The sequence below is a fragment of the Pseudarthrobacter defluvii genome (assembly GCF_030816725.1).
In the GTDB taxonomy this organism is placed as follows: Bacteria; Actinomycetota; Actinomycetes; order Actinomycetales; family Micrococcaceae; genus Arthrobacter; species Arthrobacter defluvii_A.
The window spans coordinates 2,764,057-2,778,852 of record NZ_JAUSYG010000001.1 but is presented as its reverse complement, the minus strand read 5'-3'; the positions used below and the strand labels follow the sequence as shown (position 1 = coordinate 2,778,852).

The 14,796-nt window shown below is 66.3% G+C and carries 15 protein-coding genes; 14 read left to right on the top strand and 1 reads right to left on the bottom strand.

What is annotated here, in order from left to right; genetic code table 11:
- Positions 1 to 10: 10 nt before the first annotated feature.
- From QF031_RS13070 to QF031_RS13055, 4 genes are read left to right on the top strand one after another with little or no spacing between them, the layout of a single operon-like run.
- Positions 11 to 775, top strand: a complete 765-nt coding sequence (locus QF031_RS13070) for a CoA transferase subunit A (RefSeq protein WP_307433345.1) — start codon at positions 11 to 13, stop codon at positions 773 to 775.
- On the top strand, positions 772 to 1,554 hold the full coding sequence (locus tag QF031_RS13065) for a CoA transferase subunit B (RefSeq protein WP_370874509.1): 783 nt from the start codon (positions 772 to 774) through the stop codon (positions 1,552 to 1,554). Before QF031_RS13070 ends, QF031_RS13065 begins: the two co-directional genes overlap by 4 nt.
- A complete protein-coding gene (locus tag QF031_RS13060; protein ID WP_307428715.1) occupies positions 1,551 to 2,138 on the top strand; it encodes a MaoC family dehydratase in 588 nt (195 codons plus the stop codon). Before QF031_RS13065 ends, QF031_RS13060 begins: the two co-directional genes overlap by 4 nt.
- Positions 2,135 to 2,974, top strand: coding sequence for an HpcH/HpaI aldolase/citrate lyase family protein (locus QF031_RS13055; protein ID WP_307428712.1), 840 nt, complete (start codon positions 2,135 to 2,137; stop codon positions 2,972 to 2,974). Before QF031_RS13060 ends, QF031_RS13055 begins: the two co-directional genes overlap by 4 nt.
- Here QF031_RS13055 and QF031_RS13050 read toward each other — a convergent pair whose 3' ends face one another.
- Positions 2,975 to 4,444, bottom strand: coding sequence for a lipase maturation factor family protein (locus tag QF031_RS13050; RefSeq protein WP_307433342.1), 1,470 nt, complete (start codon positions 4,442 to 4,444; stop codon positions 2,975 to 2,977).
- A 101-nt stretch (positions 4,445 to 4,545) separates the two neighbouring features.
- On the opposite strand from QF031_RS13050, the gene dxr reads away from it, so the two are divergent.
- From dxr to QF031_RS13000, 10 genes are all read left to right on the top strand, one after another.
- Positions 4,546 to 5,730: a 1-deoxy-D-xylulose-5-phosphate reductoisomerase gene (dxr, locus tag QF031_RS13045; protein WP_307428710.1), complete on the top strand. Its 1,185-nt coding sequence runs from the start codon at positions 4,546 to 4,548 to the stop codon at positions 5,728 to 5,730.
- Positions 5,731 to 5,747: 17 nt separating this feature from the next.
- The gene (locus tag QF031_RS13040; RefSeq protein ID WP_307428708.1) at positions 5,748 to 7,079 is read left to right on the top strand and encodes a M50 family metallopeptidase; all 1,332 of its coding nucleotides are present in this window, start codon (positions 5,748 to 5,750) and stop codon (positions 7,077 to 7,079) included.
- Between the two features lie 88 nt (positions 7,080 to 7,167).
- Positions 7,168 to 7,983 carry a MarR family transcriptional regulator gene (locus tag QF031_RS13035; RefSeq protein WP_307428705.1) on the top strand — a complete coding sequence of 272 codons (816 nt, stop codon included), beginning with the start codon at positions 7,168 to 7,170 and terminating at the stop codon, positions 7,981 to 7,983.
- Positions 7,980 to 8,531, top strand: coding sequence for a hypothetical protein (locus tag QF031_RS13030; RefSeq protein WP_307428702.1), 552 nt, complete (start codon positions 7,980 to 7,982; stop codon positions 8,529 to 8,531). Before QF031_RS13035 ends, QF031_RS13030 begins: the two co-directional genes overlap by 4 nt.
- 95 nt (positions 8,532 to 8,626) lie before the next feature.
- Positions 8,627 to 8,920, top strand: a complete 294-nt coding sequence (locus QF031_RS13025; RefSeq protein ID WP_307428699.1) for a YciI family protein — start codon at positions 8,627 to 8,629, stop codon at positions 8,918 to 8,920.
- Positions 8,921 to 8,954: 34 nt separating this feature from the next.
- Complete coding sequence (gene ispG, locus QF031_RS13020; RefSeq protein ID WP_142134593.1) at positions 8,955 to 10,121, top strand: flavodoxin-dependent (E)-4-hydroxy-3-methylbut-2-enyl-diphosphate synthase; 1,167 nt, start codon at positions 8,955 to 8,957, stop codon at positions 10,119 to 10,121.
- Positions 10,084 to 10,974, top strand: a complete 891-nt coding sequence (locus QF031_RS13015) for a GNAT family N-acetyltransferase (RefSeq protein WP_307433339.1) — start codon at positions 10,084 to 10,086, stop codon at positions 10,972 to 10,974. Before ispG ends, QF031_RS13015 begins: the two co-directional genes overlap by 38 nt.
- A 40-nt stretch (positions 10,975 to 11,014) precedes the next feature.
- On the top strand, positions 11,015 to 11,776 hold the full coding sequence (locus QF031_RS13010; protein ID WP_307428695.1) for a hypothetical protein: 762 nt from the start codon (positions 11,015 to 11,017) through the stop codon (positions 11,774 to 11,776).
- A 381-nt stretch (positions 11,777 to 12,157) separates the two neighbouring features.
- Positions 12,158 to 13,969 (top strand): proline--tRNA ligase, encoded by a 1,812-nt coding sequence (locus QF031_RS13005; protein WP_307428693.1) that lies wholly within the window; start codon positions 12,158 to 12,160, stop codon positions 13,967 to 13,969.
- Positions 13,966 to 14,760 carry a sulfite exporter TauE/SafE family protein gene (locus tag QF031_RS13000; RefSeq protein ID WP_307428691.1) on the top strand — a complete coding sequence of 265 codons (795 nt, stop codon included), beginning with the start codon at positions 13,966 to 13,968 and terminating at the stop codon, positions 14,758 to 14,760. Before QF031_RS13005 ends, QF031_RS13000 begins: the two co-directional genes overlap by 4 nt.
- The last annotated feature ends 36 nt before the right edge of the window (positions 14,761 to 14,796 follow it).

Below are 14,796 nucleotides of genomic sequence, written 5' to 3'. Positions count from 1 at the left end.
AGGATCAATGATGATTGACAAGGTTGTTGCCAGCGCTGACGAAGCCGTGGCGGACATTCCCGACGGCGCTTCCCTGGCGGTAGGCGGCTTCGGCCTCTGCGGGATCCCGGTGGCCCTGATCGATGCCCTGCACCGGGCCGGCACGACCGACCTGGAAACCGTCAGCAACAACTGCGGCGTTGACGATTGGGGGCTCGGCATCCTGCTCCGGGACGGGCGCATCCGCCGCACCATCAGCTCCTATGTGGGCGAGAACAAGGAGTTCGCGCGCCAATTCCTTGCCGGTGAACTCGAGGTGGTACTCACCCCGCAGGGCACATTGGCCGAGAAGCTGCGGGCAGGCGGGGCCGGAATCCCGGCGTTCTACACCAAGGCGGGGGTTGGCACCCAGGTGTCCGACGGCGGCCTGCCGCAGAAGTACGACGCCAACGGCGGCATCGCGGTGGCCTCCGCCCCCAAGGAAGTTCGCCCCTTCGACGGTGTGGATTACGTCCTGGAAGAGTCCCTCACCCCGGACTTCGGGCTGGTGCATGCCTGGAAGGGTGACCGGCACGGCAACCTTGTCTTCCATGCCACAGCCATGAACTTCAACCCGCTGTGTGCCATGGCAGGAAAGATCACCATCGCCGAGGTGGAGGAACTGGTGGAGCCCGGCGAACTGGACCCCGAACACATCCACACTCCCGGCATCTTCGTCCAAAGGGTGGTCCTGGCCCAGGACGGCGAGAAGCGGATCGAAAAGCGGACGGTGGCACTCAAGCAGGCAGGAGCATGACCATGGATCCCAACAGCCCCGAGGCTCCGCGCCCGGAAGCCGTACGTCCCGAGTACCGCCGGGCAGGAGCGCAGCACCATGCCGGTCCCGGCGACTCCACATCGGCGGCGGAAACCAAAGGCTGGAACCGCAATGAACTTGCCGAGCGGGTGGCCAGGGAACTGCGCAACGGCCAGTACGTGAACCTGGGGATCGGCATGCCCACCCTGATCCCCAACTACATCCCGGAAGGGGTGGAAGTGGTGCTGCACTCCGAAAACGGAATCCTCGGCGTCGGGCCATACCCCGCCGAAGACGCCCTCGATCCGGACCTGATCAACGCAGGCAAGGAAACTGTGACCGTCAATAGGGGAGCGGCGTTCTTCGACTCGGCGACGTCCTTTGGCATGATCCGCGGCGGCCACGTGGATCTGGCCGTGCTCGGCGCCATGGAGGTGGCCGTCAACGGCGATCTGGCCAACTGGATGATCCCGGGAAAGATGGTCAAGGGCATGGGAGGGGCAATGGACCTTGTCTTCGGGGCCAAACGGGTGATCGTGATGATGGAGCACGTAGACCGCAACGGCAATCCCAAGATCGTCCAGCAATGCACGCTTCCACTGACCGGCAAGGGCTGCGTGGACCGGATCATCACCGACCTCGCCGTGATCGACGTCGTCAAGGAGGGCGGCACGTCACGGCTGGTCCTGCGCGAACTGGCCCCCAACGTCTCGGTCCAGGACGTGGTGGCAGCCACCGGCGCCGACCTCTTCGAGGAAGACCGGGAACTCACCGTATGACGGACAGCAACCATGCCGGCAGCAAGGACACAGACAGCAACCCTGCAGCCGGCGGCGGCAGGCGGATCATCGAACAGCGCGGGCTGTACTTCGACGAACTGGAGGAAGGGGTGGTCTACGCCCACCGGCCGGGACGCACCGTGACCGAAGCCGATAACGTGCTGTTCACCACGCTCACCATGAACACCCAGGCCCTGCACCTGGACGCGGCCTGGAGCGCCGGGCAGCCTTTCGGCCAGCGGCTGATGAATTCAATGTTCACCCTGGCCACCATGGTGGGCCAGTCCGTTACCCAACTGACCCAGGGGACCATCATCGCCCAGCTGGGCCTGACGGACGTGTCCTTCCCGCACCCGCTCTACCACGGGGACACGCTGTACACGGAGACAGTCATCACGGGCAAGCGGCTTTCGGCCTCGCGCCCGGGCCAGGGGATCGTCACCATGGAACACACCGGCCGCAACCAGGACGGCACCGTGGTGGCACGGGCCGCACGCAGCTGTTTGATGTGGACGCGGGACGCCCATCACGAGGCGCGGAACGGAACAACGCAGGACCCGGGACAGGAGACAATGCCGGTATGACTTTTGTGATGGGCCCAGCGCTCCTTTTCTGCCCCGCCGACCGTCCTGAGCGCTACCAGAAGGCTGCCGCCCGGGCGGACGCCGTCATCCTGGACCTTGAAGACGCGGTGGCGCCGGCGGACAAACAGCGGGCCCGCGGGGCGATCCTGGCCCAGCTGGGAACCACCGGGGTGGAGCCGGAGCTTGAACCCAGCTGCACCATCGTCAGGGTCAACCCCGTGGGTACCGGGGACTTCGAGAAGGACCTGCACTCCCTGGCCCACACGCCTTACCGGACGGTGATGCTCGCCAAGGCTGAATCCGCTGAACAGCTCAAGGCGCTCGAGGGCTACCAGGTGATCGCACTGTGCGAAACGGCGCTTGGCGTCCTCAACGCCCCGGCCATCGCCGCCGCCCCCAACGTGGTGGGCCTCATGTGGGGAGCCGAGGACCTGCTGGCCTCCCTGGGGGGCACTTCCAGCCGGAAGGACGACGGCGGCTACCGGGCTGTGGCGCTGCACGCCCGCTCGTCAGTGCTGGTGGCGGCCAGGGCGCATGGCAAGGAAGCAGTGGACGCCGTCTACACGAACATCCCAGATCTCGACGGGCTGGCGGCAGAGGCAGCCGATGCGGTGGCGTCGGGCTTCAGTTCCAAGGCGTGCATCCACCCCAGCCAGGCCGCGGTTGTCCGCAAGGCCTACGCACCGTCGGAGGACGAAGTTGCAGCGGCCCAGGCCCTGCTGGATGCTGCTGAGTCGGCTGGCTCCGGAGTGTTCCGGTACCAGGCGAAAATGATCGACGGCCCCATCCTGAAGCACGCCCAGGAGATCATCCGCCGCTCAGCCGCGCACGCATAATTACCGCTGCCGGTCCTGCGGCCGCCGCAGGGACGTGGGCGGGATGGGCTCGTACAGGAAGGTCCGCACCCAGCGGTTCCCTGTCTCCCGGAACTCCTTCCGGCTGGCGAAACGGTAATGGAAGCTGCGCACGCGCACCCAATGGGGTGGGTCGCCGTCGAACGGGTCGCGCCGGAGCAGCCGCAGCATCTGCCGGTCCGCCGCCAGCAGCTTGGCCAGGAAGGCGTAAAACCATTCCTCGTGCACGCTCCGCAGCGGCAGGAACCACATCAGCCAGTCAAGCCGCAGGTGGTACGGGGCCCATTGCCGGGGGATCCTGCGGACGTCGCCGGGCTTGCCCTTGAACCCGTACTCACGCCAGTCCGAGCTGCCGCCAGGGGCTTCGTCCAGGGTGCCTTCCACCACGATCTCGATGCGCTGCTTCGTCACCGTGCCGAATGCGCCGTAGGCGTTGACCAGCTGCCACCGGTTGAAGCTGGCGTTCATCAGCTGGCGGCGGGAGAAGAGGTTCTGCAGCGGCCGGTAGCTCAGGACCAGCAGCAGGAGGGACGCCGCCAGGGTGATGGCCAGCCACCACGGCGGGGTCTCCTGCCGGGCTCCCGTGGCGGCATTCCAGTCCGCGGGAATGGCCGGGATGACGGCGTGCGCCACCGGATCGCTGACCGCCGCGAAGGCCAGCACGATCGCCATCCAGTTCAGCCAGGCGAAGTTCCCGCTGGCAACCAGCCACAGCTGGGTGACCACAACTACTCCCGCCGCGACGCCGGCCACGGGCTGCGGCGCGAACAGCAGGAACGGCACCACCAGCTGGGCGATGTGGTTGCCCACCACCTCAATGCGGTGCAGCGGCTTTGGCAGGAGGTGCGCCTGCCGGCTGAGCGGCCCGGGCATCGGCTGGGTTTCGTGGTGGTAGTACAGCGCCGTCAGGTCCCGCCACTCCCTGCCGCCGCGGATCTTGATCATTCCCGCACCGAACTCCAGCCGGAACACCAGCCACACGATCAGGATCAGGATGGTCCGGGGCGGCTCCGTCTGGTTCGATCCGAGGAAGGCCACGGTGAAGCCCGCCTCCAGGAGCAGCATTTCCCAGCCGAACCCGTAAAACGTCTGGCCGACGTTCACGATCGACATGTACAGCAGCCACAGGACCAGGAAAGCAATCAGGGGGACCCAGGGCGGGCCGAGCTGGGGGATCCCTGCCACGAGCAGCGCCGACACCACCAGCCCGGCGGCGCAGACACCGCGCAGCAGCCCGTCAGAGTACCGCCAGCGGAAGAGCGTGGGCCGGCGTAACCGCGTGAAGGCGGCGAGGAACTCCGGCACCGGAAGCAGGCCGCGCTCACCGAGCAGGGCGGGAAACTGGTTCAGCGTGGACAGGAACGCAACGAAGTACAGCGCCGCCACGCCCCGTTGCAGCACCTGCCGGGCGAATTCGTACTCCGGCGCATCAAACCATGAGAGCCAGTCCACGCAAACCACGTTACGCCCGGCCTTGCCCGGGTCAAGGCGCAGCAGGCCAGCGGCACTGGCCGGGGCGCGGCGGCGCCCGAAGGGTGCGGGATACTTAACCAATGCAGCCACGCAGAATCGTCCTCCTCGGATCCACCGGTTCCATCGGCACCCAGGCGATTGACGTCGTCGACGGCGCCCCGCACCTTTTCGAGGTGGTGGCACTGAGCGCCGGGGGCGGCAACCTGGAACTCCTGGCCCGGCAGGCAGTCCACACCGGTGCCGCAGCCGTGGGAATTGCCGGGGGAGACCCGGCCCGGCTGGAAACGCTGATCCGCGACGCCGCGGCGGCGGCCGGCCGCACGGGATACCGGCCGGAGATCGTGGCCGGCCCGGAGGCCTCCGCGCGGATCGCTGCCGTGGAGGCGGACGTGGTACTCAACGGAATCACGGGTTCCATCGGCCTGGCACCCACGCTGGCGGCCCTCAAGTCCGGCGCCACCCTGGCCCTCGCCAACAAAGAGTCGCTGATCGTGGGCGGCAGCCTGGTCAAAGCCGCGGCCAGGGAAGGCCAGATTGTTCCGGTGGACTCCGAACACTCCGCCATTGCCCAGTGCCTTCGCTCCGGCACCGCCGCTGAAGTGGACAAGCTCATCCTGACCGCTTCCGGCGGCCCCTTCCGCGGCAGGAGCCGGGAGGAACTCCACGGCGTCACGCCGCAGGAGGCCCTGGCCCACCCCACCTGGGACATGGGCGTCATGGTCACCACCAACTCGGCCACGCTGGTGAACAAGGGCCTGGAAGTCATCGAGGCGCACCTGCTGTTCGATATCCCGCTCGACCGGATCGACGTCGTGGTCCATCCCCAGTCCGTAGTGCACTCCATGGTGCAGTTCGTTGACGGCTCCACCATCGCCCAGGCCTCCCCGCCGGACATGCGGCTGCCCATCGCCCTGGGACTCGGCTGGCCGGCCCGCGTGCCCAACGCCGCCCGCCCGTGCGACTGGACGCAGGCGGCCACGTGGACCTTTGAACCGCTGGACACGGAAGCCTTCCCCGCCGTGGGCCTTGCCAAGGACGCCGCCAAGCAGGGCAGTACGTTCCCTGCAGTGTTCAACGCGGCCAACGAGGAGGCAGTGACGGCGTTCCATGCCGGCAGGATCCGCTTCACCGACATCGTGGATACGATCGATACCGTGCTCAGCGAACATTCAGGTTCTTCCGGGCTGACGGTGGAATCAGTGCTGGATGCTGAAAGCTGGGCACGCGCACGCGCCCACGAACGTTTAGCAGTCAGCAGTCTCTAGGAAGCAGCAGCACCTCCATGACCCCTGTCCTACTTTTCATCCTCGGCGTCGTCTTCGTGGCCGTGGGCATCGCTGTGTCCATTGCGCTCCATGAAGTGGGGCACCTGGTCCCCGCCAAGCTCTTCAAGGTCCGCGTTACCAAGTACATGATCGGTTTCGGGCCTACGCTGTGGTCACGCCGGAAAGGCGAAACCGAATACGGCGTAAAGGCTGTGCCATTGGGCGGCTACGTTTCCATGATCGGCATGTACCCGCCCAACAAGGAGGACGGCACGGTGCGGCCCTCCAGCACCGGCATGTTCCAGACGCTTGCCACTGAAGCCCGCTCCATGGCCCACGAAGAAGTGGGGCCCGGTGACGGGAACAGGGTGTTCTACCGGCTGCCGGTCTGGAAAAAGATCGTCGTCATGCTGGGGGGCCCCGCCATGAACATGATCCTTGGGCTGCTGTTCACCGCCGTGCTGCTCATGGGCTTTGGGGTTGCCACCGCCACCACCACCATTTCGGACGTCTCCAAGTGCCAGGTGGCAGCCGGACAAACCGTCGACCCCGATTCCGCTGACTGCCAACTGACGCCCGCCGCGGCCGCCGGACTGAAGCCGAACGACACCGTCACGTCCTTCGACGGCAAAGCCGTCACCAGCTGGGACCAGCTGACGGAGTGGATCCGCGCTTCCGCAGGCAAGGAAGTGGCCATTACGGTGCAGCGGGACGGCAGTCCAGTACCCACCACGGTGACACCGGTGCTTTCCGCCCGTCCGGTGATGGGAAACGACGGCCGCCAGGCCACCGACGCCGCCGGCAACCTCCAGTACCAGGACGTGGGATTCCTTGGCATCGGTGCGCAAACCGCGCTGGTGCCCCAGCCGGCGTCGTCCGTCCTGCCCATGGCGGGGGAGAACATCCGGCAGGTGGCCGGCGTCGTCTTCAACCTGCCTGCCCGCGTGGTGGGCGTGGCCAAGGCCGCCTTCAGCGAAGAGCCGCGCGACCCGAACGGCCCCATCAGTGTGGTGGGCGTGGGCAGGGTGGCGGGCGAAGTCGCCGCCATGGAGGCTGTGCCGCTGCAGGCCCGGGTGGCAACCCTCGTTGGCCTGCTGGCCGGGTTGAACTTTGCCCTGGCGGTGTTCAACCTTATCCCGCTCCTGCCGCTCGACGGCGGGCACGTTGCGGGGGCGCTCTATGAGGGCGTGCGGCGCAAGGTGGCAAAGCTGCGCGGACGGCCGGACCCGGGGGCCTTCGACATCGCCAAACTGCTTCCCGTCACCTACGTTGTGGCTGCGCTGCTGATGGGTATGAGTGCGCTGTTGATCTACGCGGACATCGTCAAGCCGGTCAATCTCTTTGGGTAAGCCTCGGTTCCCGATCCAAGATGGGTTGATCCGGAAACATCAGCCAAATTTGATTGATCTGCTGGCATCAACCACCTATGGTTGAGAAATGTTCGTTATGACCATCGACCAGCGGGGAAGCACCGGCAGCCAAGACCTCGTCCCGGACCTTCTGGTCCGGATTGCGCGGCTCGAACTTCCCGGAGCGGAACAGCCGGTCTTCGAACGTTCCGTAGGTGATGAAGTCCAGGGAGTAGTGCACGGCCCTTCCAGCGTGGTGGAGATAGCCCTGCAGGCACTTCGGAGCGGGCGCTGGTACGTGGGAATCGGCGTCGGATCCGTCTCTCTTGCTCCAGGCGCCAGTCCCCGGGAAGGGACCGGGACTGCGTTCGTCGCCGCCCGCAAGGCAGTTGAGCTGGCCAAAGCTGCAGGCGCGCAGGTGCCGTTGTCAGTGGTGCCCGGCATCATGGGAAAGACCGGTGGAGGTGTCACCGCCGGGGAGGGGAGCCAGGCGTGTGCACATGCGGAGGCGGTGCTCCGGCTGCTGGGCCGGCTTGTCCAGGACCGGACGGAGGCCCAGTGGCGGGTCGTGGATGCCCTGCGCCGCCACGGACCCTGCGGCCAAGGGCCGGGCCGGCACGGAAGCCAGAAACAGGTGGCGCATGAACTCGGCATCTCGGAACAATCCGTGAGCCGGACCGTACTTCGGTCCGGCTGGCAGGAAGAATGGGCGGCCAGGCCAGCTGCCGCGATGCTTCTTGCATGGGCAGACTCGCAGATTGGTGGTTTCGTGCAGGATGACGGGGTGCCCAAAGGTGCTGATGCGTCCAGGGATGACCGGGCGCCCCGGGAGCCCCAGGCATTGGCGGAGCCGGCCCGGCGCGCCGACGACCCTACTGAAAACCGGAACGAAGGAGACAGGTGACTGCACTGTGGGTGGCAGTGGCCCTGATGGTGGCCGGGTTTGCCGGCTGGCCGGTCACCGCGCTGGTGTTCAAGCTGGCAAGGACCATCGATGACAGGGCGGATGCTGCGAAGGCGGCCGAGGCAATCCGCAAGGCGGAGCAGGACCCCTCGGCTGACGTCACCGTGGATGATGCCGTTGAGTCCGCCCCTGGCGCCGGCCTCGAAGCCGCCGGCAGCGCAGCCGCCGGCCAAACGGTGGACGGTGAGCTGACCGCACCGCCGGGCGCGCCGGCGTCACGCGCTACTGCCGGACCGGCGCTGCCCACCCAGCGCATCCTGCGCGGTGGTGCCATCATTGGCGTGCTTGAGCGGCTGGGGGTCTGCCTTGCCATCCTTGCCGGCCAGCCCGTGGCCATCGCCTACATCGTTGCCATCAAGGGCCTTGGGAGGTTCGCCGAGTTGAAGGAAACCCCGGTGGCCGCCGAGCGCTTCATCATCGGCACGCTCACCTCCATGCTCTGGGCAGCCGGAACCGCTGCCGCAGTCAAAGTCCTCTTCCTGCACTGAGGTCATTCCTGCACGGGTGTCTCTGCATTTGGCCGCAAGGCTTTGCCCGGCGGAGGCGTGCGCTGCCAAACCGGCCATGGCGATAGGGTAGCGGTATGACAGTTTTTGCCGTTGAGTACGTTTACGCCGCCAACTCCACCGAAACCCGCAACGAGGTCCGGCCCGCGCACCGCGAATGGCTTGCGGGCCTGGCGGAGGACAGCGTCCTCCTGGCCAGCGGCCCCTACGGCGACGGTGCAGGTGCCTTGCTGATTTTCAAGGCAACGGATGAAGCCGCCCTCAACTCGATCCTCAAGCAGGACCCGTTCGCCGGCGCCGGAGTCATTGCCGGAACCCGCATCACCGAATGGTCTCCAATCATCGGCATGCTCGCCGGGATCTCCGCGTAGCCGCCTTTTTACCCTTTCAACCCAAGGAGTCCACGTGACCTCGGTCAGCCTGGGAATGCCGTCAGCACCACCGCCCGTCCTTGCCCCCCGCCGCAAGACACGCCAAATCAAAGTCGGCTCGGTAGGCGTTGGGTCTGACTACCCCATCAGCGTGCAGTCCATGACCACCACACCCACCACGGACATCAACGCCACCCTGCAACAAATAGCCGAACTCACGGCATCCGGCTGCGACATTGTCCGCGTCGCCTGCCCGTCCGCGGACGACGCCGAAGCGCTGCCCATCATCGCCCGGAAGTCCCAGATCCCGGTCATCGCGGACATCCACTTCCAGCCCAAATACGTCTTTGCGGCCATTGAAGCCGGTTGTGCCGCCGTGCGTGTGAACCCCGGAAACATCCGCAAGTTCGACGACCAGGTCAAGGAAATTGCCGCCGCCGCAAAGGACCACGGCACCTCCATCCGTATCGGCGTCAACGCAGGCTCCCTGGAGCCGGGGATCCTGAAGAAGTACGGCAAGGCCACCCCGGAAGCGCTGGTCGAATCAGCGGTCTGGGAGGCTTCGCTGTTCGAAGAGCACGGCTTCCACGACTTCAAGATCTCCGTGAAGCACAACGACCCCGTGGTCATGGTGGCCGCCTACGAAATGCTCGCCGAAAAGGGCGACTGGCCCCTGCACCTGGGCGTCACCGAAGCCGGACCCGCCTTCCAGGGGACCATCAAGTCCGCCACGGCGTTCGGCGCGCTCCTGTCGCGGGGGATCGGTGACACCATCCGCGTGTCCCTCTCCGCGCCGCCGGTGGAGGAGATCAAGGTGGGCAACCAGATCCTCCAGTCGCTCAACCTGCGGCCCCGCAAGCTGGAAATCGTGTCGTGCCCTTCCTGCGGCCGCGCTCAGGTGGACGTGTACACTCTGGCAGAACAGGTCACTGCCGGGCTGGAGGGAATGGAGATTCCGCTGCGCGTGGCAGTCATGGGCTGCGTTGTGAACGGCCCCGGCGAGGCACGAGAGGCTGACCTTGGTGTTGCTTCCGGCAACGGCAAGGGCCAGATTTTCGTTAAGGGCGAGGTCATCAAGACTGTTCCCGAGAGCGCAATTGTTGAGACACTGATCGAAGAGGCTATGCGGATCGCGGAAGAGATGGGGGAGGCCGATGGCGAAGATGCTGTCAAGGGTAGCCCCGTGGTTAGCGTCTCGTAGGGACGCGCCAGATCCGGCGGGGATTTCCGTCCGTACCCTCGACGCCCAGGACACCCCCGCGCTCACATTGCTGGCCCAGCAGGACCCGGTGGCCAATGTGTTCATCCTGGCGCACCTGCGCGCCACGGGCACTGCGGCGCCCACCAGCGGCGGGGCCGGAGTCATCGGCGTATTCGACGACGGCATTCTGACAGGCGCGTGCTGGGCCGGGGCCAACCTGGTTCCGGTCCAGCTCGACCGCGCCCTCGTCCCACTGGTGGCGGAGGCCGCCAACAGTTCCGGGCGCAGGTATGCGTCCGCTTTCGGACCGGCGGACGCCGTGCTGGCACTCAACGCCGAACTCACCGAGCTCGGGCACCATGCCCACGAGGTCCGCGCCGACCAGCCGCTCATGATCATCGAAGGACCGCCCCTGGTACAGCCCCACCCTGGCCTGGTGTACGGGGACCTCGCCGACTTCGACCGAATCCTTCCCGCATGCGCAGCCATGTTCGAGGAAGAAGTGGGCTATTCCCCCTACCTGGGCGGCAGGGAGTTCTACAGCCGGCGGGTGGAGGGCCTCATCCGGCAGGGACACTCCCTGGTCCACCTCAACGAAGACCGCGAGGTGGTGTTCAAAGCCGAACTCGGCGCAGTAACCGACGATGTCACCCAGGTCCAGGGCGTCTGGATGAACCCGGCCTTCCGCGGCCGGGGGCTAAGCGCCGCCTACATGGCGGCTGTGGTGGAAAAAGCCCAGCAGATTGCCCCGATGACCAGCCTGTACGTCAACGGCTTCAACACCAGGGCCAGGTCCACCTACGAACGCGTGGGCTTCCGCCAGGTGGGGACGTTCGCTACAGTCCTTTTCTAACCGGCAATTGCCGGGTTAGAAACTAAATATTGGGGGAAAATTGAAGACGTCCGCACTGGGTACTTTCGGGGCCTGCGCCCTTCTTGCCGTCACGGCTTCTGCCTGCGGCGGAGCGCCCGCGCCACAGGCAGCGGTGTCCACACCTGCTGCGCCTGCTGCCACCGCAAGCCCGGCAAATACGCCCAGCCCATCAGCCACCCCCACGCCCACCGCCAAGGCCTACACCAGTGACGGACTCGCTGCCATCGTGGCCCAGGTCCGGGACGCCGCCGATCGGAGGCTGTCTGTCCTGCCGGGCGGGGACATCAAGACGACACTGGAACAAACCAAGGCGATGATCGCGTCGATCGACGTCAAGCCGGCAGAGTGCAAGGAACTCGCTGCCGCCAGCACGGTGCCCTCTGTCGACGGAGCAACCATGGCCATGGGGATGAGCACGGACGCCGGCACCGGGGCCGTCACAGCCCTGTCGGTAGTCGCCGGCCTGGATCAAGGCTTCCTTGCGAAGGTCAAGGACCAGCCGGCCCAGCTGCAGAAGTGCTCCTCCATGACCATGACTGCCTCCGGCATGGAGGTGGCCGTCACCGTAACGCTGGTGGAAGGAGCCGGCAGCCTGCCCGGCACCGTTGCGTACCGCACTGACAGCGCTTTGCCCGATGGCCAGAAGCAGTCAACGGTCACTGCCCAGGCGGTCAAGCAGGGCGTGGTGCTCACTGCGGTTGCGTCCGGCGGAGAGAGTGAGGCCGACGCCGTCCGGCGGGCAGGTGCGCTCCTGGACTCCGCTGCCGCCCAGGTGAAGTGACGCCTGGTGAAGTAACGCCGGACGACACATCAGGCAAACGGATTCCCAAAAAGTAAAAACACTTGTCAAACGTGCGCACGATCACATAAGTTCGTTCTAGCTGCGCTGGAAGTGGGGTGGGCGGTCTCACCAGTCCTCACCAGTACTTAGGCGATAACGGCGTTGAGCCACGCCCGGATGCGATGACCAGCCTCACTGGGGGGCCAGGGGCTTTGTATTCCCGGGCGTGGCTCTACTGTGTTCGGCCTTTGCGAGGTTCTGCTGCAGTCGCGCTGCCTTCAGTAGCCCGTAATTGCGGCAGGTTCCGTGCCGGTAGATTAGTATCCAGACGAATTGTCCGGCCCTGCTGACCCAGCACTTCCCCAGAAACGGATACCACCCGTGGTCCTACGACTGTCCCAGCTTTTCCTGCGCACACTGCGCGAAGACCCCGTCGATGCCGAGGTCGCCAGCCACAAGCTCCTGGTCCGTGCCGGTTACATCCGCCGCGCCGCACCGGGCATCTACACTTGGCTGCCGCTGGGGCTGAGCGTCCTGCGGAAAGTCGAGGAGATCATCCGCGAGGAAATGGCTGCCATCGGCGCCCAGGAGGTCCACTTCCCGGCCCTGCTGCCCCGTGAACCGTACGAAGCTACCAACCGCTGGACCGAATACGGCGAAGGCCTGTTCCGCCTCCAGGACCGCAAGGGCGCCGACTACCTGCTGGCCCCCACGCATGAGGAGATGTTCACGCTCCTGGTCAAGGACCTGTACTCGTCCTACAAGGACCTGCCGCTGAGCCTGTACCAGATCCAGAACAAGTACCGCGACGAAGCCCGCCCCCGGGCAGGGCTCCTCCGCGGCCGTGAGTTCATCATGAAGGATTCCTACTCCTTTGATGTTGACGACGCCGGCCTGGACGCCAGCTACGCGGCCCACCGCTCCGCATACCTGAAGATCTTCGAACGCCTGGGCCTCGAGGTGGTGCCCGTGGCAGCCACCGCCGGCGCCATGGGCGGGTCCAGGAGCGAGGAATTCCTGTTCCCAACCGAGATCGGCGAGGACACCTTTGTCCGCTCCGCTGGTGGATATGCAGCCAACGTCGAGGCCGTTACCACGGTGGTGCCGGCCGAGATCGGCTTCAGCAGTGCCCCGGCGGCGGAGGTCCTGGATACCCCGGACACCCCCACCATCGAGACCCTGGTTGCCGCTTCCAACCAGATTGCCCCGCGGGCAGAGGGCGACGGCGGCGCCTGGACCGCGGCGGACACGCTCAAGAACGTGGTCCTCGCCGTCACGCTGCCCACCGGTGAGCGGCAGCTGGTGGTCATCGGTGTCCCCGGCGACCGCGCCGTGGACCTGAAGCGGGTGGAGGCAAACATCGGCGCCTTCCTGCCCATCGCGGGCGAGATTGGGCTCGAGCAGGCCAACGAGGAAGACCTCAAGAAACAGCCGCTGATCGTCAAGGGATACCTGGGCCCAGGCCTGTCCCTGGACGCAGCCCTGCTGGGTGCCGAAAGCGCCACCAAACTGTTGTACCTGGTGGACCCGCGGGTGGTCAGCGGAACCGCATGGATCACCGGTGCCAACGAGGCCGGCAAGCACGTCTTCGGCCTGGTGGCCGGCCGCGACTTCGGCTGGGACGGCGTCATCGAGTGCACCGAAGTCCGTGCCGGCGATCCCGCCCCTGACGGATCCGGGCCGCTGGAGACCGCCCGCGGCATCGAGATGGGCCACATCTTCCAGCTCGGCCGCAAGTACGCCGAAGCCCTGGACCTCAAGGTGCTGGACCAAAACGGCAAGCAGGTGGTGGTCACCATGGGCTCCTACGGCGTCGGAGTCACCCGCGCCGTGGCGGCCCTGGCAGAGGCCAACCACGACGACCGCGGCCTTGTCTGGCCCCGCACCGTGGCCCCTGCCGATGTCCATGTCGTTGCCGTGGGCCGCGGGGACGAGATCTTCCAGACGGCGGAAAAGCTGTCTGCAGGACTCGAAGAGGCCGGCCTGTCCGTCATTTACGATGACCGGCCCAAGGTCTCACCCGGCGTGAAGTTCGGTGACGCGGAGCTGGTGGGCGTCCCCACCATCCTCGCGGTGGGCCGTGGCCTGGTGGACGGCGTGGTGGAGATCAAGGACCGCCGCAGCGGCAATGCCGAGAACGTGGCTGTCGACAAGGCCGTCGACTACGTGGTCAACGCCGTCCGCAACCGGTGATCTCCGGCTTCGAGTCGATCCAGCTCACCACCATCATCCTGATCGTGGTGGCTGGATTCGCAGCCGGCTGGGTTGATGCGGTGGTTGGTGGAGGAGGACTTATCCAGCTTCCTGCCTTGCTCCTGGTTCCGGGCATCGCGCCCGTCCAGGCGCTTGCCACCAACAAGATGGGCTCCATCTTCGGGACCGCCACCAGTGCCGCCACCTATTACCGGCGGGTAGGGCCGGACCTGCGGACGGCGGTGCCCATGGCGGTGATAGCGTTGGCAGGCAGCTTCGGCGGCGCAAGCCTGGCCGCCACCCTGCCGGCCGGTGTGTTCAAGCCCATCATCGTGGTGGCGCTGGTCGCCGTCGCGCTTTTCACGGCCCTGAAGCCCAGCATCGGTGAGCTGACCGCGCTGCGGCACGAAGGCCATAAGCATTATGTGGTGGCCTGCCTCATCGGTGCGGTGATCGGCTTCTATGACGGGCTGATTGGCCCGGGGACCGGCTCCTTCCTGGTCATCGCCCTGGTGTCCGCCATGGGCTACGCATTCCTTGAAGCCAGCGCCAAAGCCAAGATCGTCAACATGGCCACCAACGCCGGCGCCTTGCTGTTCTTCCTGCCGCACGGGTCCATCCTGTGGGGTATCGGCCTGCTGCTCGGGGGAGCGAACATGGCCGGCGGCTACCTGGGAGCCCGCACCGCGGTGAAGCAGGGCAGCAAGTTCGTGCGGGTGGTCTTCCTCGTGGTGGTGGCAGCCCTGATCATCAAGCTCGGCTACGACGTATGGCAGGAAAACTTCGCCTGATAGGTCCCGGAAACCGGGCCTCGTGACGGGGACCGT